The organism is Cupriavidus sp. 21MJTG02-4, assembly GCF_057798975.1.
The window spans coordinates 74,346-97,210 of sequence record NZ_JBYOJP010000010.1 but is presented as its reverse complement, the minus strand read 5'-3'; the positions used below and the strand labels follow the sequence as shown (position 1 = coordinate 97,210).

The window sequence follows — 22,865 nt, the reverse complement described above, 5'->3', positions numbered from 1 at the left end:
CGGATTTGGCGGCGCGCCGGTGCTCAGGCAAATGCGGGCAGATGCCTTACATATTGAGCTGTCGCTTGTCGACGGCCAGCGCGGCTTCGCGCATGACTTCCGACATCGACGGGTGCGGATGGCAGACGCGGCCGATATCTTCGCTGGCGGCCTTGAACTCCATCGCCACGACGGCTTCGGCGATCAGGTCCGACGCGTTGGCGGCGACGATGTGCACGCCCAGGATCTCGTCGGTCTTGGCGTCGGCCAGCATCTTGACGAAACCTTCCGGATGGCCCATGCCCAGCGCACGGCCGTTGGCCATGAACGGGAACTGGCCAGCCTTGAACTCGCGGCCTTCGGCCTTGAGCTGGGCTTCGGTCTTGCCGACCCATGCGATTTCCGGGAAGGTGTAGATCACCCACGGAATGCAGTTGTAGTCGATATGCGGCTTCTGGCCGGCGATGCGCTCGGCCACGGCCACGCCTTCGTCCTCGGCCTTGTGCGCTAGCATCGGACCACGCACCACATCGCCGATGGCCCACAGGCCCGGCACCTTGGTGGCGCAGTGCTCGTCCACCTCGATGAAGCCGCGCTGGTCTGCAGCCAGGCCGATAGCGTCCAGGCCCAGGTTGTCGGTGTTCGGCACGCGGCCAACCGACACGATCAGGCGGTCCACTTCCAGGGTCTGGGCAGCGCCGTCCTTGTCCGTGTACTTGACCGTCACGCCGGCCTTGCCGGTCGTCACTTCGTCAACCTTCACGCCGAGACTGAACTTCAGTCCCTGCTTGGTCAGCTGTTTCTGGGCTTCCTTGGCCACGCCTTCGTCGGCGGCACCCAGGAATGCGGGCAGCGCTTCCAGCACGGTCACGTCGGCACCCAGGCGGCGCCATACCGAGCCCAGCTCCAGGCCGATCACGCCGGCACCGATCACGCCCAGCTTCTTCGGCACGGCCGGGAACTTGAGCGCGCCTTCGTTATCGCTGACCAGGTCGTTGTCGACCGCGATGCCCGGCAGGTGGCGAGCCTTCGAACCGGTGGCGATGATGACCTGCTTGGCGGTCACGACTTCACCGGCGATCTCGACCTGGAAGCCCTCGGCGGTCTTGCCGACGAACTTGCCGTAGCCCTTGAGCAGCGCGACCTTGTTCTTGCGGAACAGGAACTCGATGCCCTTGGTCATCTTGCCGACGATGTCGTCCTTGCGCTTGAGCATCTTGGCAACGTCGACCTTGACGTCGCCGACGGTGATGCCGTGGTCGCCGAGATGGTGCTGGACGTTCTCGAATTCTTCCGAGGAGGCCAGCATCGCCTTCGAGGGAATGCAACCCACGTTCAGGCAGGTGCCGCCCAGGCGCGGTTCGTTCTTGGGATCGTCGTAGGCGTTGCCTTCGCAGCAGGCCACGTTCAGGCCGAGCTGGCCTGCGCGGATGGCGGCGATATAGCCACCGGGGCCGGCGCCGATCACCAGCACGTCGAATTGTTTGCTCATGGAGATTCCTTTCTGGGCGCCGGCTGCTTGCGCCGGCGCACCGTCAACACTGGGAACGCGCCCCGCGCGGCCAGGGTGGCCATGCGCGGGGGGACCCGTTCTTACAGGTCCAGCAGCAGGCGGGCCGGATCTTCCAGCGCTTCCTTCATCGCCACCAGGCCCAGCACGGCTTCGCGGCCGTCGATGATGCGGTGGTCATACGACATGGCCAGGTAGTTCATCGGACGGATGACGATCTGGCCATCTTCGACCACGGCGCGGTCCTTGGTCGCGTGAACGCCCAGGATGGCCGATTGCGGCGGGTTGATGATCGGGGTCGACAGCATCGAACCGAAGGTGCCGCCGTTCGAGATCGAGAACGTACCGCCGGTTAGCTCTTCCAGCGACAGCTTGCCGTCGCGGGCCTTGGCACCGTACTCGGCAATCTTCTTCTCGATGTCGGCCAGGCTCATTTGGTCGGCATTGCGCAGGATCGGCACCACCAGGCCACGCGGCGAGCCCACGGCGATACCGATGTCGAAGTAGCCGTGGTAGACGATGTCGTTGCCGTCCACCGAAGCGTTGATGACCGGGTACTTCTTCAGCGCGTGGACAGCGGCCTTCACGAAGAACGACATGAAGCCGAGCTTCACGCCGTGTTCCTTCTCGAAGCGGTCCTTGTACTTGTTGCGCAGATCCATCACCGGCTTCATGTTCACTTCATTGAAGGTGGTGAGGATGGCGTTGGTCGACTGCGACTGCACCAGACGCTCGGCGATACGGGCGCGCAGGCGGCTCATCGGCACGCGCTCTTCCGGACGATCGCTCAGCGCGGCGAGATCCAGGTTGGCGGCAACTTGCTGCAGCGCCGGCTTGGCAGCGGCGGGAGCCGGAGCAGCCTTGGCGGCGGGAGCCGGGGCAGCCTTGGCACCGAGCACGTCGCCCTTGGTGATGCGGCCATCCTTGCCGGTGCCGGCAACTTGGCCTGCCGACAGGCCGGCTTCGGCCATCAGCTTGGCAGCCGAAGGCATGGCCACCGCGCCGGCGGCAGGCGCTGCGGCGGCGGGAGCCGGGGCAGCAGCGGCCGGGGCCGGTGCGGCGGCGGGTGCCGGGGCAGCGGCGCCAGCGGTGGCTTCGGTGTCGATCTGGGCGATGAGCTCATCGGCCACGACGGTGTCGCCATCGTTCTTGATGATCTGCGACAGCACGCCGGCGGACGGTGCCGGCACTTCGAGCACGACCTTGTCGGTCTCGATCTCGATCAGGATTTCGTCCTGGGCGACAGCTTCGCCGGGCTTCTTCTTCCAGTTCAGCATGGTCGCTTCGGCGACCGATTCAGAAAGTTGCGGAACCTTGACGTCAACGATAGCCATGGTTGTGAATTCCTCGTGTATGCGTTTTGTTCTTCAGGCAGAAAAGAACACGGCGGTCATCTGCGAGCGCCGCCGTGCTGCCACAATTACTTGGTCAGGACAAAGCCCTTGAGCTTGGCGAACGCTGCATCCAGCAGCGCCTTCTGTTGCTCGTTGTGCTTTGCGTAGTAGCCCACTGCCGGCGAAGCCGAAGCGGGACGACCGGCATAACCGAGCTTCTGGCCTTCCGTCATGTTTTCCATGATGTAGTGCTGCACGAAGAACCAGGCACCCTGGTTCTGCGGCTCGTCCTGGCACCACACGATTTCGGTGGCGTTCGGATACTTCTTGAGCTCTGCGGCAAGCGCCTTGTGCGGGAACGGATACAGCTGTTCCAGACGGATGACGGCTGCGTCGTTCGCGTCGCGTTCCTTGCGCGCGTTGACCAGGTCGTAGTAGACCTTGCCCGAGCACATGATCACGCGCTTGACCTTGCTGGCGTTCAGTTCTTCGTGGTCGGGGATGACCGTTTCGAAGTGGCCCTTGGCCAGGTCGGACAGCGGCGAGACGGCTTCCTTGTTACGCAGCAGCGACTTCGGCGTCATGATCACCAGCGGCTTGCGGAACAGACGGATCATCTGGCGGCGCAGCAGGTGGAAGATCTGTGCCGGCGTGGTCGGCTGGCAGACCTGCATGTTGTGGTCCGCGCAAAGCTGCAGGAAACGCTCGATACGAGCCGAGCTGTGTTCCGGACCCTGGCCTTCGTAGCCGTGCGGCAGCATCAGCGTCAGGCCCGAGGCGCGGCCCCACTTCACTTCGCCCGACGAGATGAACTGGTCGATCACCACCTGGGCGCCGTTGACGAAGTCGCCGAACTGGGCTTCCCAGATCACCATCGCGTTCGGCTCGGCGGCCGAGTAGCCGTATTCGAAGCCGAGCACGGCTTCTTCCGACAGCACCGAGTCGATCACCGTGAACGGAGCCTGGTTTTCCGACACGTTCTGCAGCGGCACATACGAGCCGGCATCCCAGCGCTCACGGGCCTGGTCGTGCAGCACGGCATGACGGTGCGTGAACGTGCCACGGCCTGCATCCTGGCCGGTGATACGCACCGGGTAGCCCGACGACACCAGCGAAGCGAAGGCCAGGTGTTCACCCATGCCCCAGTCCAGCGGCTGGTCGCCACGGCCCATGTTGGCGCGGTCCTTGACGACCTTCTCCACCAGCGGGTGCAGCTTCAGCGTGTCAGGGGTGGTGGTGATGCGTTCGGCCAGGCGCTTGAGCTCGGTCACCGGCACGGCGGTGTCGGCAGCATCGGTCCACTTGCGGTTCAGGAACGGCATCCAGTCCACGGCGAACTTGTTCTTGAAGTTCGACAGGACGGGGTCGGCAGTGTGCTTGCCGGCGTCCATTGCAGCGCGGTATTCCTTGACCTTTTCGTCGCCGAAGTCGGCCGGCACCAGGCCCTGGGCGACCAGCTTGTCCGCGTACAGCTTGCGCGTGCCCGGATGCTGGCTGATCTTCTTGTACATCAGCGGCTGCGTGACGGCCGGGGTGTCCTGCTCGTTGTGGCCCAGCTTGCGGAAGCAGATGATGTCGACCACGACGTCCTTGTTGAACTCCATGCGGAAGTCCACGGCCAGCTGCATGGCGTACACCACGGCTTCGGGATCGTCGCCGTTCACGTGCAGCACCGGCGCCTCGATCATCTTGACCACGTCCGTGCAGTACAGCGTCGAACGCGCGTCGCGCGGATCGGAGGTGGTGAAGCCGATCTGGTTGTTGATGACGATGTGCATCGAGCCGCCCGTGCCGTAGCCGCGGGTCTGCGCGAGGTTCAGCGTTTCCATCACCACGCCCTGGCCGGCAAAGGCCGCGTCGCCGTGCACCTGCACCGGCAGCACTTCCTTGTGGCCGGCGTCGCCGCGGCGTTCCTGGCGCGCCTTGGACGAGCCTTCCACCACCGGGTTGACGATTTCCAGGTGCGACGGGTTGAACGCGAGCGACAGGTGAACCGGACCGCCCTGGGTCGAGACATCGCTCGAGAAGCCCTTGTGGTACTTGACGTCGCCGGCCGGCAAGTCATCGACGTGCTTGCCTTCGAATTCGGCGAACAGATCGGCTGGCATCTTGCCCAGCGTATTGACCAGCACGTTAAGGCGGCCGCGGTGGGCCATGCCGATCACGATTTCCTGCACGCCCTTGCTGCCAGCTTCCTGGATCAGCTCGTCCATCGCCGCGATGAAGCTCTCGCCACCTTCCAGCGAGAAGCGCTTCTGGCCGACGTACTTGGTGTGGAGGAAGCGCTCCAGGCCTTCGGCCGCGGTCAGGCGATCGAGAATGTGCTTCTTCTTTTCCAGCGTGAAGACCGGCTTGGAACGCGTGGATTCCAGGCGCTCCTGCCACCAGCGCTTTTGCGCCTGGTCGCTCACGTACATGAATTCGGCGCCGATGGTGCCGCAGTAGGTTTCGCGCAGGTTGTTGAGCAACTCGCGCAGGCTCATCGACTCCTTGCCAAAGTAGGTGTTGCTGGCATTGAAGACGATGTCGAGGTCAGCTTCGGAGAAGCCGTAGAAAGCCGGGTCCAGATCCGGGAGGGGCGGACGCTCCTGGCGCTTGAGCGGGTCCAGGTCGGCCCAGTGCGAACCGATGTTGCGGTAGGCGGCGATCAGCTGGGTGGCAGCGACGCGCTTGCGGCCCATGTCGGAATCGGCCGAGGCAACGATGGTCTTGATGGGGCCGGCTTTGGCGCGCTCGGCGAACGAGGCGACGATGGGAGCGTGCGGGACGTCACGCGAATTGGAACCGTCCACGGCCGGGACATTCTGCATCGCGTCGAAATACGCGCGCCAGTTGTCGGGAACCGAAGTCGGGTTCTGGAGGTAGGCTTCGTACAGCTCTTCAACGTACGGGGCGTTGCCGCCGAAGAGATACGAATTGCTCTGATACTGCTGCATCATGGGACGCTCACTTTTCTCCGGGAATGCCGGAGTTCAGCGGGTTATTCAACCTTCCGCGACACGGCTTGACCGGTTAGCGGATTGCAAACAACTCTTGGGAGCCCAACGGACGGCCCTTGGACAAACGGCACCACAAGGGCGCCGAAGTGAAAGTGCCGTCACAAGGCCCGAAAGGGCAAGTTGTGCGGGGAAGGACCTAAGTCTTCACGGCGGTAAGAATAGCACGTTTGCTTATGCGCAATGTGGACTTTTCGCGATGCGGAATTGCGTAACGCATCAATTCGGTTTGGAAACAACGTTTTCGCAATAATGATCAGGTCGGTGCGATGACATCGACCGCGTCCGTGATCAGCCCGTCCAGCCCCCAGGCGAGCAGTTCGCTGGCCCGTTTGGGATCATTGACCGTATAGCTCAGGACTTTCAATCCTGCGGCATGCGCCGCGGCGATAAGCTGCGCGTCCAGTAGCTTGTGATTGGCGTCCAGCGCCACGCAACCTAGGGCCCTGGCACGCTCGAGCCAGTCACGGGGCAACGTGTCAACCAACAGCGCGCGCGGCAGCTCTGGAACGGCCTGGCGCGCCGCATACAGGGCCTCTTCCGAGAATGACGACAGCAGCGGCAGCACCCCGGCGTCGCGCCACAAGACCTGGGCGTCCAGCGCCACCGCAGCGCCGGTCTGCGCTTCGCGTCCCGGCACCGGCTTGATCTCGATATTGCTGTGCAGCCCATTGGCTTGCGTATAGCGGGCGACGGCAGCAAGCGTCGCAACCGGTTCGCCAGCGTAGGCCGGGCTGTGCCAGGCACCGGCGTCGAGCTGCGCCAGCTCGCCCAGGGTCAGTCCATCGACACGGCCGGAGCCGGAAGTCGTCCGGTCCAGCGTCGCGTCGTGCATCAGGATCGGCTTGCCGTCCGCACTGAGCTTCACGTCGAACTCGAACATGCGGTAGCCGAACGACGCCCCGAGGCGAAATGCCGCCAGCGTGTTTTCCGGCGCCAGCTTGCCGGCGCCACGATGGGCGATGTAGCGCGGGTATGGCCAGTTGGCCGCCGTGACGACCGGAGAATTGCTTGTGTCCATGCTCAGGCCTCGATGCGCTTGCCCGACTGGGCGTCAAAAAAATGCAGGTGATCGGCCGATGATGTGACCGGCAGCCTGTCTCCCGCCTGCACCCGCGCATGGCTGTCCAGCCGCACGACGATGGGCTGGCCGCCCAGCGAACCATAAGCAAAGGAGTCGGCGCCCAGCGCCTCGACCACGCGCACATCCACCTCGGCAATCGCCTCATGCGCGGCGCATGGCTCGATATGTTCGGGCCGCAGGCCCAGCAGCGCCTCCGCGGGCAGATGCAATCCCATGGGCAGGTGGCCCAGCGTTGCGCCGTTGGCATTTCCCTCCTTGCCGACGACCCGCATCTGCGCCCCGCCCGCGTCGCCGTTGCGCACGACGGGGACAAGATTCATCGGCGGCGAACCGATGAAGCCAGCGACGAACGTACTCGCTGGGCGGGTATAGACCTCCAGCGGCGTGCCGATCTGCTCCACCCGCCCGCCATTGAGCACCATCATGCGGTCCGCCAGCGTCATGGCCTCGACCTGATCATGCGTCACGTACAGGCTGGTGGTTCCCAGGCGCCGATGCAGCTCCTTGAGCTCCAGCCGCATCTGCACGCGCAGCTTGGCGTCGAGGTTCGACAACGGCTCGTCGAACAGGAACACCGACGGCTCGCGCACGATGGCACGCCCCATCGCCACGCGCTGCCGCTGTCCGCCGGACAACTGCCGGGGCCTGCGCTCCAGCAGCGGCGCCAGCTCCAGGATACCCGCCGCGTGCCTGACGCGCTGCTCGATCTCGGCCTTCGCCATGCCGCGTATCTTCAGCCCGTATGCCATGTTGTCGTACACGGTCATATGCGGGTACAGCGCGTAGTTCTGGAACACCATGGCAATATCCCGCTCCGCCGGCTCCAGCTGGTTGACGATCCTGTCGCCGATATGGATGTCGCCGCCGGTAATGGTCTCCAGCCCCGCCACCATGCGCAGCAGCGTCGACTTGCCACAACCGGACGGCCCTACGATGACGATGAACTCGCCATCGGCGATCTCCATGTCGATACCGTGCACGACCTTGACATTGCCGGCATAGGTCTTCTGAACATTGCGAAGCGACAGTTTTGCCATTGTTATATTCCTGTACAGCCTGCGTGATCCGGTCACGCGCTCCGGTCACGCTTACTTCTCGGTTTCGACCAGTCCCTTGACGAACCACTTCTGCATCAGCACCACCACCACGGCCGGCGGGATCATGGCCAGCATCACTGTCGCCATCACCAGGTTCCAGTCCGTCGCGGCATCGCCCGAACGCGAGATCATTTGCGTCACGCCCACGACCACCGGCGTCATCGACTTCTGCGTGGTGATCAGCAGTGGCCACAGGTACTGGTTCCAGCCATAGATGAACTGGATCACAAACAGCGCCGCGATGCTGGTGCGCGACAGGGGCAGCACCACATCCCAGAAGAAGCGCAACGGCCCCGCCCCGTCGATGCGCGCGGCTTCGGCCAGCTCATCAGGAATGGTCAGGAAGAACTGCCGGAACAGGAACGTGGCCGTGGCAGAGGCGATGATGGGAATCGTCAGGCCGAAGTAACTGTCCAGCATGCCGAGGTCCGACACCACCTTGTAGGTGGGAAGGATGCGCACCTCCACCGGCAGCATCAGCGTGATGAAGATCAGCCAGAAGAACGTCTTGCGCAGCGGGAAGCGGAAATAGACGATGGCAAACGCGGAAATAATCGAGATCGCGATCTTCCCCAGCGCGATGCCCAGCGCCATGATGAGGCTGTTCTTCATCATGGTGGAGACGGGCGACGCGGCATTGCCGACGCCATCCACCAGGACGGTCCTGTAGTTTTCCAGCAAGTGGCTGCCGGGCACCAACGTCATGGGCGCCTGCAACACCTGGTCCGCGGTCAGCGTCGAGGCGACAAAGGTCACATAGACCGGAAACGCCACGATGCCCACGCCAAGCAGCAGCATCAAATGCGAAAGTACATCGAGCAAAGGTCGTCGTTCCACCATCTTGCAGTCCGCCTTTTAGTATTGCACCTTGCGTTCCACGTACTGGAACTGCACGACCGTCAACGCGATCACGATCCCCATCAGCACGACTGACTGCGCCGCCGAGCCGCCGATATCGAGTCCGCGGAAGCCGTCGTGATAGACCTTGTACACCAGCGTATTGGTGGCATTGACCGGGCCGCCATGCGTCACGGCATCGATGATCGCAAAGGTGTCGAAAAAGGCGTAGACCACGTTGACCACCATCAGGAAGAAGGTGGTCGGCGACAGCAGCGGAAATACGACCGACCAGAAGCGCCGCCTCGGTCCGGCGCCATCGATCGCCGCCGCCTCGATCAGCGATTTCGGAATGCTCTGCAAGCCAGCCAGGAAGAACAGGAAGTTGTAGCTGATCTGCTTCCACGCGGCAACGATGACGACCAGCAGCATGGCCTGGTTGGCGTTGAGCAGGAAGTTCCAGTCCACGCCGGCCGCATGGAGCGCGTAGGACACGACGCCCAGCGTAGGATTGAAGAGGAACATCCACAGCACGCCTGCCACGGCCGGCGCCACGGCATAAGGCCAGATCAGCAGCGTCTTGTACCCCGTCGCGCCGCGCACGACGCGGTCGGCAAAGTAAGCCAGCAGCAGCGAGACGGACAAACCCAGCAGCGTCACACCCACCGCGAACACCGCGGTGACTTGCAATGAGTGCAGGTATTCGCCGTCATTCAGCAGCGTCCGGAAATTGTCCAGCCCGACGTACTGCAGTTCGATGCCGAAGGCGTCCTGCTGGAACACAGACTGGTACAGCGCTTGTCCGGCAGGCAGGAAGAAAAAAATCAGCGTGACCGCCATCTGCGGCAACACCAGCAGATAAGGCAGCCAGGATGAACGGAAGACAACGCGTTTTTCCATAGAGCATCTCGTGCCGCGGCGGCCACGGCGCCGCCTCGCATGGACAACGGGCAAGGGCCGGGCGCCGCCGTTGCGGCTGCCGTCGCCTTGCCCCGCTACACGAACTCGCGACGCTTACTCGCGCACCGTCTTCTGGAAACGCTCCAGCAGTTCGTTGCCGCGCGCCACGGCGGCATCAAGCGCCTCCTTGGGTTGCTTCTTGCCCGACCAGACGGCCTCGAGTTCTTCGTCGATCACGCTGCGGATCTGCGGAAAGTTGCCCAGGCGGATACCGCGCGACTTGTCGGTAGTCTTGACGATCATCTGCTTGACCGCCACGTCCGCACCGGGGTTCTTGTCGTAGTAGCCGGACTTCTTGGTCAGTTCATAGGCGGCCACCGTCACCGGCAGGTAGCCCGTCGACTGGTGCCAGTCGGCCTGGACATCCGGGCGCGACAGGTACGAGAAGAACTTGGCCACGCCCTTGTATTCCTCGGGCTTGCGGCCACCCATCACCCACAGCGAGGCACCGCCGATGATCGTGTTCTGCGGCGCACCCGGCACGCCCTGCTCGTACGGCAACGGCGCGGCCGTGAAATCAAACTTGGCATTCTTGCGAATATTGGCCAGCGCCGCCGACGAGCCCGTCAGCATCGCGCATTGGCCTGCAATGAACTTGGCCTTCGGCTCGTCCTTGCGGCCGCCGTAGACAAAGTAGCCCTTCTGCGCCATGTCGAGCAGATTGGCGATGTGCTTCACATGCAATGGCGAGTTGAACACGAGGCGCGCACCTGGGCCGCCGAAGCCATTGTTTTCGGTGGCGAAGAGTACGTTGTGCCAGGCTGAGAAACTCTCCAGTTGCACCCACGACTGCCAGTCAGTGGTATAGCCGCACGAAACACCGGCAGCCTTCAGCTTGGCCGAGTCGGTCGCCACCTCCTGCCACGTCGCGGGTGGCTTGTTGGGGTCAAGGCCGGCCTTCTTGAAGGCGTCCTTGTTGTAGTACATGATCGTGGTCGAACTATTGAACGGGAACGACATCATCTCGCCCTTGTTCGACGTGTAGTAGCCAGCGACAGCGGGAATGTACGCCTTGGGGTCGAACTTCTCGCCGGCTTCCTTCATGACCGTGGCCACCGGCTTGATGGCGCCCTTGGCGTTCATCATGGTCGCCGTGCCCACTTCGAAGACCTGCAGGATCGCGGGCGCGTTGCCTGAACGGAACGCCGCGATACCGGCCGCCAGCGACTCGTCATACTGGCCCTTGTAGACCGGCACGATCTTGTAGTCGGACTGGCTGGCATTGAACTGGTTGGCAATGGCATTCACCTTGTCGTTCAAGGCGCCTTCCATCGAATGCCACCACTGGATTTCGACCGCTGCCTGGGCACTGCCTGCCCCGGTCAGGGCGGCCAGCACGGCGATCTTCAGCACACTACGGGAAAAGGACATGGGTCAGTCTCTCCTGGTCAGGGTCTTCGCTGCATCGTGATCGTCAATCAAGCGAATTTATGTGCTTTTTGTGACAGCGGCATGTTACGCCTGTCGCACCCCGCGGGGCAATTCAGCAAAACCACCAGTGGGCGACATGCTGCAGTGCAATGCCGCAAGCACGCGAGGGACGGCAGTAAAATGCCGACCCATGCATCCCCTGCGAAATCTCCCCGCCTCCGCCCTGCGCCGCGTGCGCGGCATCCTGACGGATATCGACGGCACCCTGACTACCGACGGCAGGCTGCCGGCGCGAGCCGCCCAGGCCCTGGAACAATTGAGCCAGTCCGGCCTGCATGTCATCCCTGTCACCGGGCGCTGCATCGCGTGGGCCGAGATCCTGGTCCGGCTCTGGCCCGTGGATGCCATCATCGGCGAGAACGGCGCGTTCTATTCCCATCTGCGCAATGGCCGGCTGCTGACCCGCTTTCTCGATGATGCCCCGACCCGGGCAAGCAACCTGGAGCACATCCATGCACTGGGCGAACGCATTCGGCGCGAGGTGCCCGGCAGCGCGCTCGCTTCCGACCAGGCCTGGCATGCGGCCGATCTCGCCATCGACCATGCGGAAGACGTTGCACCGTTGCCGCCCGATGCCGTGGCCCGGATCGTCAAGCTAATGCAGGACGCCGGCATGACTGCCACCGTCAGCTCCATTCACGTCAACGGCTGGTTTGGCCAGCATGACAAGCTGAGCATGAGCCGGCTGTGCGTGGCCGAACTTCTGGGCGATGACCTTGATGCGCGGCGCGACGAATGGCTGTTCATTGGCGACTCCGCGAACGACGCCAGCATGTTCGGGCATTTCCCGCTGTCGGTCGGGGTGGCCAATGTGCGGGAGATCCTGCCACAACTGCCGGTGCCGCCAGCCTATGTGACCGAGGCCAGCGGCGGCGAAGGATTTGCGGAAATGGCAGGACAACTGCTTGCGGCGCGCAGCGGGCAATGAAAAAGGCCGGGACAAAAAACCCGGCCTTTTTACTCATCACTGGGCGTTGCGGCTTAGTCGAATCCCAGCTCCTGCAGCTTGCGCGTAATGGTATTGCGCCCGATACCCAGGCGCGTGGCGGCTTCCACGCGGCGGCCGCGCGTGACGCCCAGCGCCGCCTCCAGGACGGCCTTTTCAAAGCGCCGCGTCAGCACATCCATCACTTCGGGCAACCCGGATTCCAGCATCGCGCGTGCCTCGCCGGCGAGCAGCCCTTCCCATCCGGCCGTCGACGATGCCAACGCGGAAGCTGCCGAAGCGGTGACGGGCCGCACCGCCGTCACGGTCTCCGACTCGGCAACCGGCATGGTCAGGCCGCCGTAGTCAGACAGGTCGTGGCCGCCGGCGGACTCCGTTGAAGGCAAACGCGGCTCGGCGGCACGATGCACCGCCGGCACGCCTTCGATACTGCCGGCCCCGATCATTTCGCGCGGCAGGTCCTTGACCTCGATGGTCTGGGCCGGCGCCATGACGGTGAGCCAGTTGCAGAGGTTTTCGAGCTGGCGCACATTGCCCGGGAACGGCAAAGTGCTGACATAGGTCAGCGCCTCGTCCGACATGCGCTTGGGCTCCACGCCCAGCTCCTTCGCGCTCTTCTGCAGGAAATGCCGGGCCAGCAGCGTGATATCTTCCGGCCGCTCGCGCAGCGGCGGCAGCCGCAGCCGGATCACGTTCAGGCGATGGAACAAGTCCTCGCGGAACAGGCCTTCCTTGACGCGCACCTCCAGGTTCTGGTGCGTGGCGGCAATAACCCGGACATTGGCGCGCAGCGGATTGTGGCCACCCACGCGATAGAAATTGCCATCGGACAGCACGCGCAGCAACCGGGTCTGCAGGTCGAACGGCATGTCGCCGATTTCATCGAGGAACAGCGTGCCGCCCTCGGCTTGCTCGAAGCGTCCGCGGCGCATGGTTTGCGCACCCGTAAACGCACCGCGTTCGTGCCCGAACAGCTCCGATTCAAGCAGGTCCTTCGGAATGGCGGCCGTATTCAGCGCGATGAACGGGCCGTTGGCGCGCGGGCTGTGCTTGTGCAGCGCGCGCGCGACCAGCTCCTTGCCGGTGCCGGATTCGCCAGTGATCATCACGGTCACGTTCGACTGCGACAACCTGCCGATGGCGCGGAAGACATCCTGCATGGCGGGCGCCTGGCCGAGGATTTCAGGCGCATCAACAAGCCGGTCGTCCATCTCGGCCTCGCGCAGGCTTTCCTCCAGCGCGCGGCGGATCAGTTCGACCGCCTTGTCGACATCGAATGGCTTGGCCAGGTATTCGAAGGCCCCGCCCTGGAACGCCGCCACAGCGCTGTCGAGGTCCGAATAGGCCGTCATGATGATGACGGGCAGGCCTGGGTGCTTGGCCTTGATGGCCTGCAGCAAGTCCAGGCCCGATCCTCCGGGCATGCGGATATCCGATATCAGGACTTGCGGGACATCGTCTTCCAATGCCGCGAGCACGTCGCGGACATTGGTAAAGCTGCGGGAGAGCAGGCTTTCACGGGCCAGGGCCTTTTCAAGTACCCAGCGGATTGATTGGTCGTCGTCGACTATCCAGATCGGCTTCATGTGCGTCGCTTGTCTGCTCGGTGTCATTTGGTCTTCCGCATGCCCGCCTGGCGACAGTGCAAGTTCGATCGCGGATGCCGGCGGGACAGCTAGTGCAGCGGCAGCAGGATGCGGAAGTCGGTACAGCCCGGCCTGCTCTCGCATTCGATCAAGCCCTCGTGCTGCTGCACGAAGGTTTGAGCGAGTGTGAGACCGAGACCGCTGCCGCCATCCCTGCCCGAAACCAGCGGATAGAAGATGCGTTCGCGGATGTCATCGGGAATTCCCGGGCCGTTGTCGATCACATGCAAGTCCAATGCCAGCTTGAAAAGACGCTTGGCGATCGTGACCTGGCGCGCGACCCGGGTGCGCAAGATGATCTGCGCATCGCCGCGCGCGATGCGCTCGGCCAGCGCCTGCGCGGCGTTATGGACAATGTTCAGCACGGCCTGGATCAGCTGCTCCATGTCGCCGTGCAACTCCGGCAGGCTCGCATCGTAGTCGCGCACGATGTCCAGGCCATTGGGAAACTCGGCCAGCACGACCGAGCGCACGCGCTCCAGCACCTCGTGGATATTCAGGCTCGACACGATATGCGGATGGCGGTGCGGCTCCAGCAGCCGGTCCACCAGCGTCTGCAAGCGGTCCGACTCCTTGATGATGACCTGCGTGTACTCGCGCAGCGAGCGCTCTGGCAGTTCGAATTCCAGCAATTGCGCCGCGCCGCGGATGCCGCCCAGCGGATTCTTGATCTCGTGGGCCAGATTGCGGATGAGTTCCTTGTTGGCGGAGGTCAGGTCGAGGATGCGCTCCTCGCGATCGCTGCGGACCTTCTGCTCGTTGAGCAGGATCTCTACCAGCACGGTATCGCCAAACGCTTCCAGCGCGCCGATCACCACATGCGCGTGGATCGGCTCCTGCAAGGGCGGGCGCAACACCAGGTCCTGCCGGCGTACGTCGAACTGTCGGGTGATCACCGTATCGATCATGCCCTGCAGCTCTTCAGACGGTCCGAACAGGTCCGGCAGGGACAGTTCCAGCATGGCCTTGCGCGATACCGCGAAGGTCGATTCGGCCGCCGGATTCGCATAGGCCACGCGCAGACCCGGCTGCCTGACCAGCAGGACGGGATTGGCCACGACATCCAGGCCCGCCTGCAGCGGCGACACCTGACCGCTGCCCTGACCCACGACCGGTGAAGCCGGGCCAGCCGTGTCGCTGCGGCCGCCGTCAGCGCCGCCGCCCTTGCGCGGCACACTGCGAATCAGGCGACGCATAAGACTAGTCCTTCAGGTTGGAGAGTTCACGGCGCAGCGACGCCGCGTTGGCCTCGCTGCGGCCGATGTCATCGCGCAGACCTGCCGTCCGATCGAGATACTTCTGATAATTCCGTTCATTGCCCTGCCGCTCCGGCTGGCCGTTGTTGTATTCGGCGCGCAGCGCCGCCAGCTTGGCGTCCTCGGCCTGCAGCTCCTGCTCCAGCACGGTGCGCCGCTCGCTGTCGCGGCTTCTCTGCGTGGCGCTGTCCACGCGCGGAAAACCGCCCGTGGCCGCCGTCCCGCCGCCTGCTCCGCCTGACGTCGACGCGGCCTTTGCCGCGCCGGCCGTACGGCCTCCCGGGACGGTGACCACATCGGGCAGGTTCAGCCGCTTGCACCCCTTACCCGCGCTGCCGTTGCGATACTCCGGCACCCCATTGGGTCCGACGCAGACATAGACGTCAGAGGACTGCGCAAGGGCAACCTGACTCCACGCGGACGCCACCAGCAATGCGGCAGACACCAGCATGGGGAGTCGCACACGAGGCTGGTGCAACGGCTTGGCCGGTGTGGCCGTGGGCGGTAACGCGTTCATGAACATCAGCGGTAGGGTGGAACGGAAAGCCCCATTCTAGCCATCAAAAGAAAAAGGGACAGCCTGAGCCGCCCCTTGCTGGTGCAACTGTTGCCCGACCACAACCTGTCGTCATTGCCGGGCAACAACTCGCTTACAGCGAGTAATACATTTCGAACTCGACCGGGTGAGTGGTCATGCGGAAGCGGGTGACTTCTTCCATCTTCAGCTCGATGTAGGCGTCGAGCATGGAGTTGGAGAACACGCCGCCGCGGGTCAGGAACTCACGGTCGTTGTCCAGGTATTCCAGCGCCTGGTCAAGGCTGTTGCAGACGGTCGGGATCTTTGCATCTTCTTCCGGCGGCAGGTCGTACAGGTTCTTGTCGGCAGCTTCGCCCGGGTGGATCTTGTTCATCACGCCGTCCAGGCCAGCCATCATCAGCGCCGAGAAGCCCAGGTACGGGTTCATCAGCGGATCCGGGAAGCGGGTTTCGATACGGCGGCCCTTCGGGTTGGCGACGTAAGGAATACGGATCGAGGCCGAACGGTTGCGGGCCGAGTAGGCCAGCTTCACCGGGGCTTCGAAGCCCGGCACCAGACGCTTGTACGAGTTCGTGCCCGGGTTGGTGATGGCGTTCAGCGCGCGAGCGTGCTTGATGATGCCGCCGATGTAGTACAGGGCGAATTCCGACAGGCCGGCGTAGCCGTTGCCCGCGAACAGGTTCTGGCCGTCCTTCCAGATCGACTGGTGCACGTGCATGCCCGAGCCGTTGTCGCCAACGATGGGCTTCGGCATGAACGTGGCGGTCTTGCCGTAGGTGTGGGCGACGTTCTGGATCACGTACTTCTGCAGCTGGGTCCAGTCGGCGCGCTGCACCAGCGTGCTGAAGCGGGTGCCGATTTCGTTCTGGCCCTGGCCAGCCACTTCGTGGTGGTGGACTTCAACGGGGATGCCCAGCGATTCCAGGATCAGGCACATTTCCGAACGCATGTCCTGGAACGTGTCGATCGGGGCGACCGGGAAGTAGCCGCCCTTCTTGCCCGGACGGTGGCCCGAGTTGCCGTGCTCGAATTCCTTGCCCGACGACCACGGGGCTTCTTCGGAATGCACCTTCACGAAGCAGCCTTGCATGTCGACGTTCCAGGTCACGCCGTCGAAGATGAAGAATTCGGGTTCCGGACCGAAGAAGGCGGTGTCGCCCAGGCCGGTGCTCTTCAGGTAGGCTTCCGCGCGCTTGGCGATCGAACGCGGATCGCGGTCATAGCCCTTGCCGTCCGACGGTTCCACCACGTCGCAGGTCAGGACCAGCGTCGGCTCTTCGTAGAACGGGTCGATGATGGCGGTGTTCGGATCCGGCATCAGCAGCATGTCCGAAGCCTCGATACCCTTCCAGCCAGCGATGGACGAGCCGTCGAAGGCGTGGCCGCTTTCGAACTTGTCATCGTCGAAGTGCGACGTCGGAACCGAAACGTGTTGCTCCTTGCCTTTGGTATCCGTGAAGCGGAAATCGACGAACTTGACGTCGTTTTCTTTCACAAGCTTCATCACATCTGCAACGCTTTGGGCCATGCCAATCTCCTGGAAATTCGGCTGAAGTCTAGAAAGTCATTCGTGGGCCGGTCATCGCGCCGGTGCGAAGTGCTGTGGTTCCGAGCCACTGCGCCCGCGCGATTCCTTGCCCTAAAAAGGGACGAGGAATGTTAGCAGAAAGCATGCCAAGTAAACTTCCTCTCCCATCCCGCAGTCGCCAAAAAGCCGCCCACCCACGGCCGACGCACCATACCGGGGTTCCTCCCCCGGCCGGTTGCGCACGACGCCGTGCGCACGTGATGTCAGCGCAACAAGGTGATTCATGGACACCGCATCCATAAAACACCATAACGGTGCACGCATCAAGTTTTGGCACCTTATTAGTGCTCATGCACCAAACAGGTTATCTCTGCACCGCCATCGTCCAAATTATTCCGGGGCGGCGGTGAATCGCGGGCGCGCTATAGAATAGCGGACTGGCATCCGCCATTCCATCTATCAATCTTGTCACCCAGATGACTACGCGAGACGAACTCCTCAAGGCTGCGCAACTGCGCCAGCAACAGAACCAGCTTCCCTATTTCGGCGCCCTGTCGCCCGTGGAAGCCTTCGCGCTGCTGCAGGGCGATCCGTCGGCCGTGCTGGTGGACGTACGCACGCAGGCCGAGCTCGACTGGGTAGGCGGCGTCGATCTGCCCGATGCCCAGTTCGCCCACGTCGAATGGATGTCCTACCCGGGCGGCGCGCAGAACCCGCGCTTCATCGAAGAACTGAAGGCGCGCGTGCCGGCCGATGCACCGGTGCTGTTCCTGTGCCGCAGCGCTGCGCGCTCCAAGCACGCCGCCCGCGTGGCCACCGAAGCCGGCTATCGGTTCGCCATGGACGTGCTGGAAGGCTTCGAAGGGAACCGCGACGACAACCACCACCGCAAGACCGTGGAGGGCTGGTGTGTGCGCGGCCTGCCCTGGCACGGCGCCTGACACGGCGACCCGCAAAACGAAACAGGGGCCTGACCGGCCCCTGTTTCGTTTTCTCGATCGGGTTCAGCTGCCAGTGTCCGCCACCGTCTGCTCTACCGTTTCAAAGCCCATGCCGCGCACGCCTTCGAGCAGCATCGCATAGGCCGGGCCGACCTGCTCCGCCGGTCCCTTCACGCCCAGGTCGATATGGCGCCGCGCCAGTTGGTCGCCGCGCTGGGCGTCTCCGACGGATGGCAGGCTGAACACCCGAATGGCGGGGAAGGCAGCCTCGACCCGCTCCATCAGCGGTGTCAACGTCGACTCGGGCGCCTCGAACACGTAGAACGCCCGCTCCTGCTGACCGGCCTGGTTGAACAGGTGGGCATAGCCGTGATCCAGCACCCATTCCATCATCGGCCACGCCATGACCGGAAAACCGGGCATGAAATGATGGTCAGCCACCGAGAACCCGGGAATCCGGTTGTAGCTGTTCGGGATGATGCGCGCGCCTTGCGGAAACTCGCCCATCTTGAAGCGATGCTGGTTTTCGGGCAGGTTGAGGTCGCCCTTGACCGGATCCCCTTGCGCGGTTTCCGCAATCCGCAGCGCGATCAGCTCGCGCGCCTCGGGATGCAGCTGCAGCGGCACGCCGAGCGCGGCGGCCACGCACTGGCGCGTATGGTCGTCCGGGGTCGCGCCGATGCCGCCCGTGCAGAACACGATGTCCGGCCCCGCGAGCGTGCGGCGCAGCGTTGCCGTGATGCTGTCGCGGTCATCGCCGACATACTGAGCCCAGTCCAGCTTCAGCCCACGCGCGCCCAGCAGCTCGATGGCGCGGCGCAGGTGCTTGTCCTCGCGCCGCCCGGAAAGTATTTCGTCGCCAATGACGATCAGGCCGAAACCCATGATGCCCCCGCTTCAGGAATGTTCAATGCGGCGCACGTCCGACGGCGCCAGATCAATCACGTCGCCGGCCGACGCCGATGGCGGCGGCGCGGCCGCGCCGCGCTCGGTACGTAGTTGCGCCAGCGCGCGCAGGCAGAAGTGGCCGAACCACAGTGCCGAAAAAATAAAGATCAGCACATACAGCCACAGCATGCCGGCCAGCACGAATGGAAACAGGAAAATAACCGCGGCCGATGACACCCACAGCAACGTCGGCGCCGAACCGAGCAGTCCCACCACGACACCCATCGTCAGCAGCGGGACACGATGGCGCCGCATCAGGGTCTTGCGCTCCTCGGCGGACGCGTGGTCAGCCAGCGCGTCATAAGTCATCACGCGGTAGGTCAGCCAACCCCACAGCACGGGCGGGATCAGCGCAAAGAACAGCGGCAGCAGCCACAGCGGCAATGTCACCAGCACCAACACCAGGAACACCACCGTACTGCCCAGCGACTGCAACACACTGCCCAAGATGCTGCCACCGCGTTCCTTGGCCAGGTCCGGGTAGCTGCGCTCCAGATGGCGCACGACTGCAGGCACCGAAAACAGGCTGATGAACAGCAGCATCGAGGCAATGACCAGCGGCACCGCCAGCGCGGCCACGAACAGCGGCGCGACCAAGGCGCGCATCGACTGCAGGCCGAACCAGCCCAGCGCGCTGTAGATCCAGCTGGTCAGGACCGCAGATTCCAGGAAAGACCGCATCGCGCCAATGATCGCGTCCCACCCCCACCAGAACAGGCCGCCCCACAGGGCCGTGGCAAGGACGAAGGGCAGGACCGTCAGCATCAGCATGCGCGGATGCAACTGGCTCATGAGCGCTCGGCCAAACGAGCGAAAAATGTCGTTCATGCGGGATGTCAGAATGGAACAGTGCAATGCGCCGGAAAATGCACGCGCACCGAGACACTAGCATACGCCGCCCGGAACGCGGCGTGTCGGTTCAGCCGAGGCGCAGCAGACGCTTGATGCCGTACCACTGCTGGGCCAGCAGCCCGGCGCCATAGTCCCGGCCCTTGCCTGTCGGCGGCGGCATCTGGTCGCGGATGCCGGTGGGATGATAGGCCGGCGTGAAGACCGCCGTGCCGAACAGCAGGTCCCACCACGGGAAGATCACGCCATAGTTGCAGCCACCGAGGCGCGCCGGCACGCCGGCCGCCTCATGCCCGATTCCCACGGCATGGTGCGTGCGGTGGAATCGCGGCGAGATCAGCAGGCGTTCGCCGATCGCGCCGAAATGCAGCCGCAGGTTGGCGTGCTGCAGGCTTTGCAGCAGCTGTGACAGCGCTACCAGCAGCACGTACTGCGACGGCTCCACCCCGACGGCGATGGCGACCACGGCGAACACCAGGTCGCGCAGCATGTCGTCGAGCAGGTGATTGCGATTGTCGCTCCACAGCGTCATCTGGCGCTGGCTGTGGTGCACCGCATGCAGGCTCCACCACCAGCGGTAGGTGTGCGACAGGCGGTGGTACCAGTAGTCGAGCAGGTCGAACAACAACAGGTAGGCGAAGAAGCTGACCAACGGGATCGACGTCACGCCGGGCCACAAGTCCTCCACGTTCAGGCGTTGCCAGCCGACGAGCCGCAGGTGTCCTTCCAGCAGATCGGACAGCGGCGCCAGCATGAAGAACATCGCCAGCCGGAACAGTCCCAGCCGATGGATCAGCGTATAGACGATATCCGTGCGAATGCCGGCACGATCGGTCACGGCCTCGACCGGACGCAGCTTTTCCAGCGGCCTCAGGATCAGCACCATCACGGCAATCTGCACCAGGCCAACCAGCAGCCACTCGGTGCCGGTGAATGCATCCTCCGCATAGCCGCCGAAGCCCAGGTTGTAGACCACCGGCAGGACCACGTCCTGGAACAGCGAGCCTTCCAGTTGGGCAATCCAGCCATTGAGCGTGTCCAGCATCAGCGCTTGCCCTCCTTGCGTTGCCCGGCCGCGGCGATCCAGTCCCGGTAAGCGGGATGCTCGCGCAGCGTGGCAAAGCAAAAGCCCTTGCGCTCCAGCCCCGAGATCAGCGGCTCGAGCACGCCGGGTGCCCACGGATCCTTGCGCGACCAGATGCCGAGGTGTGCCATGGCGATGTCGCCATCGCGCAGGTCGCGCAGGGCGCGTGCCAGCAGCGCCTGGTTCGGGTAGCGCTCCGATGACAGCTCGTCGCCCAGGAACCCGGCCGGCGCCCAGCCTACATGCCGGAAGCCGCACTGCTCTGCCCACTGCAGCGTTTGCGGCGCGGTGCGGCCGCCCGGCGCGCGCCACAGCGGCACCATGTCGACGCCGGTCATGCCGCGCAGCGCCTGCGCGCTGCGTTGCAGCTCGCGGCAAAAGCCGTCGGCGTCCATGCTCACGTCCTTGCCGGCCTGCACCCCGAACTGCGGACGCATGGTCACCTTGCCGTCACGTACGCTGCGCAGGTAGACGTGATCATAGGTATGCGTGCCGAAGGCATGGCCGTCCGCAGCCAGCGACTTCCAGTAGGGTGCCCAGGCGGGCTCGAGCGAGCTGTCCTTGTTGATGGTCGGCTCGTTGGCCAGGAAGAACGTGGCCTTGATATGGTGGCGGCGCAGCGTATCGGCGATCAGCTGGGCCTGGCTCATGCTGCCCGTGTCGAAGGTGAGATACAGCGTTCCCGCCGGGCAGGCTTTTGCGGCCGGCACCGCCGCATCAGCCGCCTGCAGTCCCGTCAGCGGCGCGACTGTAGCCGCCAGGGCAACCAGCAGCGTTTTCAAGCGAGGCGCGACGGATTTGCGCATGTTCCTTCCCCTGCCCTGTCGGCTTCAGTAGAGCGGCGCCCGGGTGCGGAAATAGATCCCGTGGGGAGAGCGTCCCACGCGGATGGTCTTGACCAGCTTGCGATTCGCCACGTCGATCAGGCCCACCGCGCGCGCCCAGCGGAACGTCACCCACAGCGTCTTGCCATCGGCAGTCAGTTCCATGTCGTCCGGACCAGGCGGCAGGCCGGTAATGTCGCCCACCTTGGTCAGGGTCTGCTGGTCGATGATGCTGATGCTCCCGGTCACGCGATTGCTCAGGAACAGGTGGCGCTTGTCGCCCACCGCACGGAAGTTGTGCGCGCCCTTGCCGGTCTGGAACTGCTTCACGATGGTACGGGTGCGCCAGTCGATCACGGCCACGTAGTCCGCGCCCGTCATGCCGACCAGCAGGTAGCGCTGGTCAGGCGTGACCCAGATACCCGCCGGCGCCGAGCCCGCGTCCATGCGCCACATCACGTTCTGCGTGGCAAGGTCGATGGCGACCACCTCGTTCGAATCCTGCAGCGTAATGAATGCAATACGGCTGTCGGCGGTGTAGGCAATATGGCTTGGCGTCTTGGCCAGGGGGAACTGCTTGGCCATCTTCAGCGCCTTGCCGTCCCAGCGGTAGAGGTCGACGCGGTCCAGCCGGTTGCCGGTGGTGATGAACCACTTCTGGTCCGGCGAAAAACCGATCTGGTAGGGATCGTCGATGCCGGGCACGCGCTGCTGGACCTTGCCGGTGACCGGATCCAGGAAGACCAGGTCATTGCCCACGGCATTCGCGACGATCAGGGACTTTTCATCCGGGGTGGCGATCAGGTGATGGGGCTCCTTGCCGACCGGGAAGGTTTCCAGCACCTTCTGCGTGTCCTTGTCGATCAGCGTGACGGTTGCATCACCTGAATTGAGCACCACCACGACTTCCGCCGAGGCCGGCGAAGCCATCAGCCCCAGGGCCAGGGAGCCGACCGTCAACACACCAGCAACAACACGACGCAACACGAGCATAAGTCCAGTCAATCCAAGGGCGGAATCGCACATTCTAACGTTTCGCAGGGGCGCCCAGATGACCGGCGAACTGACCACGGACAA

Annotated in this window: 19 protein-coding genes; 2 read left to right on the top strand and 17 right to left on the bottom strand. The window is 63.9% G+C overall.

All coding sequences use genetic code 11. The annotated features are described in order from the left end of the window. Positions 1–46: 46 nt before the first annotated feature. The 8 genes from lpdA to ugpB form a co-directional block, all read right to left on the bottom strand. Positions 47–1,471: a dihydrolipoyl dehydrogenase gene (lpdA, locus tag AC3FKH_RS20230; protein ID WP_488677587.1), complete on the bottom strand. Its 1,425-nt coding sequence runs from the start codon at positions 1,469–1,471 to the stop codon at positions 47–49. A gap of 101 nt (positions 1,472–1,572) precedes the next feature. Further along, the gene (gene odhB / locus AC3FKH_RS20225) at positions 1,573–2,823 is read right to left on the bottom strand and encodes a 2-oxoglutarate dehydrogenase complex dihydrolipoyllysine-residue succinyltransferase (protein ID WP_488677586.1); all 1,251 of its coding nucleotides are present in this window, start codon (positions 2,821–2,823) and stop codon (positions 1,573–1,575) included. Positions 2,824–2,909: 86 nt separating this feature from the next. Beyond that, a complete protein-coding gene (locus AC3FKH_RS20220) occupies positions 2,910–5,762 on the bottom strand; it encodes a 2-oxoglutarate dehydrogenase E1 component (RefSeq protein ID WP_488677584.1) in 2,853 nt (950 codons plus the stop codon). Positions 5,763–6,075: 313 nt separating this feature from the next. Then, positions 6,076–6,840, bottom strand: a complete 765-nt coding sequence (ugpQ, locus tag AC3FKH_RS20215; RefSeq protein WP_488677583.1) for a glycerophosphodiester phosphodiesterase — start codon at positions 6,838–6,840, stop codon at positions 6,076–6,078. Positions 6,841–6,842: 2 nt separating this feature from the next. Beyond that, positions 6,843–7,940 carry a sn-glycerol-3-phosphate import ATP-binding protein UgpC gene (locus tag AC3FKH_RS20210; protein WP_488677582.1) on the bottom strand — a complete coding sequence of 366 codons (1,098 nt, stop codon included), beginning with the start codon at positions 7,938–7,940 and terminating at the stop codon, positions 6,843–6,845. 51 nt (positions 7,941–7,991) lie between these two features. After that, the gene (ugpE, locus tag AC3FKH_RS20205; RefSeq protein WP_483708427.1) at positions 7,992–8,840 is read right to left on the bottom strand and encodes a sn-glycerol-3-phosphate ABC transporter permease UgpE; all 849 of its coding nucleotides are present in this window, start codon (positions 8,838–8,840) and stop codon (positions 7,992–7,994) included. A 15-nt stretch (positions 8,841–8,855) separates the two neighbouring features. Continuing rightward, positions 8,856–9,737 carry a sn-glycerol-3-phosphate ABC transporter permease UgpA gene (gene ugpA, locus AC3FKH_RS20200; RefSeq protein ID WP_488677581.1) on the bottom strand — a complete coding sequence of 294 codons (882 nt, stop codon included), beginning with the start codon at positions 9,735–9,737 and terminating at the stop codon, positions 8,856–8,858. A gap of 114 nt (positions 9,738–9,851) precedes the next feature. Beyond that, positions 9,852–11,168 carry a sn-glycerol-3-phosphate ABC transporter substrate-binding protein UgpB gene (gene ugpB / locus AC3FKH_RS20195; RefSeq protein ID WP_483708429.1) on the bottom strand — a complete coding sequence of 439 codons (1,317 nt, stop codon included), beginning with the start codon at positions 11,166–11,168 and terminating at the stop codon, positions 9,852–9,854. 190 nt (positions 11,169–11,358) lie between these two features. On the opposite strand from ugpB, the gene AC3FKH_RS20190 reads away from it, so the two are divergent. Beyond that, complete coding sequence (locus AC3FKH_RS20190) at positions 11,359–12,156, top strand: HAD-IIB family hydrolase (protein WP_488677580.1); 798 nt, start codon at positions 11,359–11,361, stop codon at positions 12,154–12,156. A gap of 53 nt (positions 12,157–12,209) precedes the next feature. Here the strand turns inward: AC3FKH_RS20190 and ntrC are convergent, their stop codons facing one another. From ntrC to AC3FKH_RS20170, 4 genes are all read right to left on the bottom strand, one after another. Continuing rightward, positions 12,210–13,760, bottom strand: a complete 1,551-nt coding sequence (gene ntrC, locus AC3FKH_RS20185) for a nitrogen regulation protein NR(I) (protein ID WP_488677736.1) — start codon at positions 13,758–13,760, stop codon at positions 12,210–12,212. 89 nt (positions 13,761–13,849) lie between these two features. Beyond that, positions 13,850–15,016: a nitrogen regulation protein NR(II) gene (gene glnL / locus AC3FKH_RS20180; RefSeq protein ID WP_488677579.1), complete on the bottom strand. Its 1,167-nt coding sequence runs from the start codon at positions 15,014–15,016 to the stop codon at positions 13,850–13,852. 4 nt (positions 15,017–15,020) lie between these two features. Continuing rightward, positions 15,021–15,599: a DUF4124 domain-containing protein gene (locus AC3FKH_RS20175; protein ID WP_488677577.1), complete on the bottom strand. Its 579-nt coding sequence runs from the start codon at positions 15,597–15,599 to the stop codon at positions 15,021–15,023. A 127-nt stretch (positions 15,600–15,726) separates the two neighbouring features. Beyond that, the gene (locus AC3FKH_RS20170; RefSeq protein WP_483708437.1) at positions 15,727–17,142 is read right to left on the bottom strand and encodes a 3-hydroxylaminophenol mutase; all 1,416 of its coding nucleotides are present in this window, start codon (positions 17,140–17,142) and stop codon (positions 15,727–15,729) included. Between the two features lie 476 nt (positions 17,143–17,618). Between AC3FKH_RS20170 and AC3FKH_RS20165 the strand changes: the two genes are divergently transcribed. After that, positions 17,619–18,083, top strand: a complete 465-nt coding sequence (locus tag AC3FKH_RS20165) for a rhodanese-like domain-containing protein (RefSeq protein WP_488677575.1) — start codon at positions 17,619–17,621, stop codon at positions 18,081–18,083. A 63-nt stretch (positions 18,084–18,146) separates the two neighbouring features. On the opposite strand, the gene AC3FKH_RS20160 is transcribed toward AC3FKH_RS20165, so the two are convergent. The 5 genes from AC3FKH_RS20160 to AC3FKH_RS20140 all read right to left on the bottom strand — a co-directional run bounded on the left by AC3FKH_RS20160 (position 18,147) and on the right by AC3FKH_RS20140 (position 22,781). Then, positions 18,147–18,968, bottom strand: coding sequence for a competence/damage-inducible protein A (locus tag AC3FKH_RS20160; protein WP_488677573.1), 822 nt, complete (start codon positions 18,966–18,968; stop codon positions 18,147–18,149). 12 nt (positions 18,969–18,980) lie between these two features. After that, a complete protein-coding gene (locus AC3FKH_RS20155) occupies positions 18,981–19,859 on the bottom strand; it encodes an EI24 domain-containing protein (RefSeq protein ID WP_488677572.1) in 879 nt (292 codons plus the stop codon). Between the two features lie 91 nt (positions 19,860–19,950). Next, positions 19,951–20,925 carry a sterol desaturase family protein gene (locus AC3FKH_RS20150; RefSeq protein WP_488677571.1) on the bottom strand — a complete coding sequence of 325 codons (975 nt, stop codon included), beginning with the start codon at positions 20,923–20,925 and terminating at the stop codon, positions 19,951–19,953. Continuing rightward, positions 20,925–21,770, bottom strand: a complete 846-nt coding sequence (locus tag AC3FKH_RS20145; RefSeq protein WP_488677570.1) for a polysaccharide deacetylase family protein — start codon at positions 21,768–21,770, stop codon at positions 20,925–20,927. The genes AC3FKH_RS20150 and AC3FKH_RS20145 overlap by 1 nt, the downstream gene beginning before the upstream one ends. 24 nt (positions 21,771–21,794) lie before the next feature. Further along, positions 21,795–22,781 carry a YVTN family beta-propeller repeat protein gene (locus tag AC3FKH_RS20140; RefSeq protein ID WP_488677569.1) on the bottom strand — a complete coding sequence of 329 codons (987 nt, stop codon included), beginning with the start codon at positions 22,779–22,781 and terminating at the stop codon, positions 21,795–21,797. Positions 22,782–22,865: the final 84 nt, after the last annotated feature.

Bases quoted from the DNA above. Each gene is read 5' to 3' on its own strand.
- odhB (WP_488677586.1), bottom strand. From the start codon at position 2,823: ATGGCTATCGTTGACGTCAAGGTTCCGCAACTTTCTGAATCGGTCGCC.
- AC3FKH_RS20210 (WP_488677582.1), bottom strand. From the start codon at position 7,940: ATGGCAAAACTGTCGCTTCGCAATGTTCAGAAGACCTATGCCGGCAAT.
- AC3FKH_RS20145 (WP_488677570.1), bottom strand. From the start codon at position 21,770: ATGCGCAAATCCGTCGCGCCTCGCTTGAAAACGCTGCTGGTTGCCCTG.
- AC3FKH_RS20175 (WP_488677577.1), bottom strand. From the start codon at position 15,599: ATGTTCATGAACGCGTTACCGCCCACGGCCACACCGGCCAAGCCGTTG.
- ugpB (WP_483708429.1), bottom strand. From the start codon at position 11,168: ATGTCCTTTTCCCGTAGTGTGCTGAAGATCGCCGTGCTGGCCGCCCTG.
- ntrC (WP_488677736.1), bottom strand. From the start codon at position 13,760: ATGAAGCCGATCTGGATAGTCGACGACGACCAATCAATCCGCTGGGTA.
- AC3FKH_RS20170 (WP_483708437.1), bottom strand. From the start codon at position 17,142: ATGGCCCAAAGCGTTGCAGATGTGATGAAGCTTGTGAAAGAAAACGAC.
- lpdA (WP_488677587.1), bottom strand. From the start codon at position 1,471: ATGAGCAAACAATTCGACGTGCTGGTGATCGGCGCCGGCCCCGGTGGC.
- AC3FKH_RS20190 (WP_488677580.1), top strand. From the start codon at position 11,359: ATGCATCCCCTGCGAAATCTCCCCGCCTCCGCCCTGCGCCGCGTGCGC.
- ugpA (WP_488677581.1), bottom strand. From the start codon at position 9,737: ATGGAAAAACGCGTTGTCTTCCGTTCATCCTGGCTGCCTTATCTGCTG.
- AC3FKH_RS20160 (WP_488677573.1), bottom strand. From the start codon at position 18,968: ATGGGTTTCGGCCTGATCGTCATTGGCGACGAAATACTTTCCGGGCGG.
- glnL (WP_488677579.1), bottom strand. From the start codon at position 15,016: ATGCGTCGCCTGATTCGCAGTGTGCCGCGCAAGGGCGGCGGCGCTGAC.
- AC3FKH_RS20155 (WP_488677572.1), bottom strand. From the start codon at position 19,859: ATGAACGACATTTTTCGCTCGTTTGGCCGAGCGCTCATGAGCCAGTTG.
- ugpE (WP_483708427.1), bottom strand. From the start codon at position 8,840: ATGGTGGAACGACGACCTTTGCTCGATGTACTTTCGCATTTGATGCTG.
- AC3FKH_RS20220 (WP_488677584.1), bottom strand. From the start codon at position 5,762: ATGATGCAGCAGTATCAGAGCAATTCGTATCTCTTCGGCGGCAACGCC.
- AC3FKH_RS20165 (WP_488677575.1), top strand. From the start codon at position 17,619: ATGACTACGCGAGACGAACTCCTCAAGGCTGCGCAACTGCGCCAGCAA.
- AC3FKH_RS20150 (WP_488677571.1), bottom strand. From the start codon at position 20,925: ATGCTGGACACGCTCAATGGCTGGATTGCCCAACTGGAAGGCTCGCTG.
- ugpQ (WP_488677583.1), bottom strand. From the start codon at position 6,840: ATGGACACAAGCAATTCTCCGGTCGTCACGGCGGCCAACTGGCCATAC.
- AC3FKH_RS20140 (WP_488677569.1), bottom strand. From the start codon at position 22,781: ATGCTCGTGTTGCGTCGTGTTGTTGCTGGTGTGTTGACGGTCGGCTCC.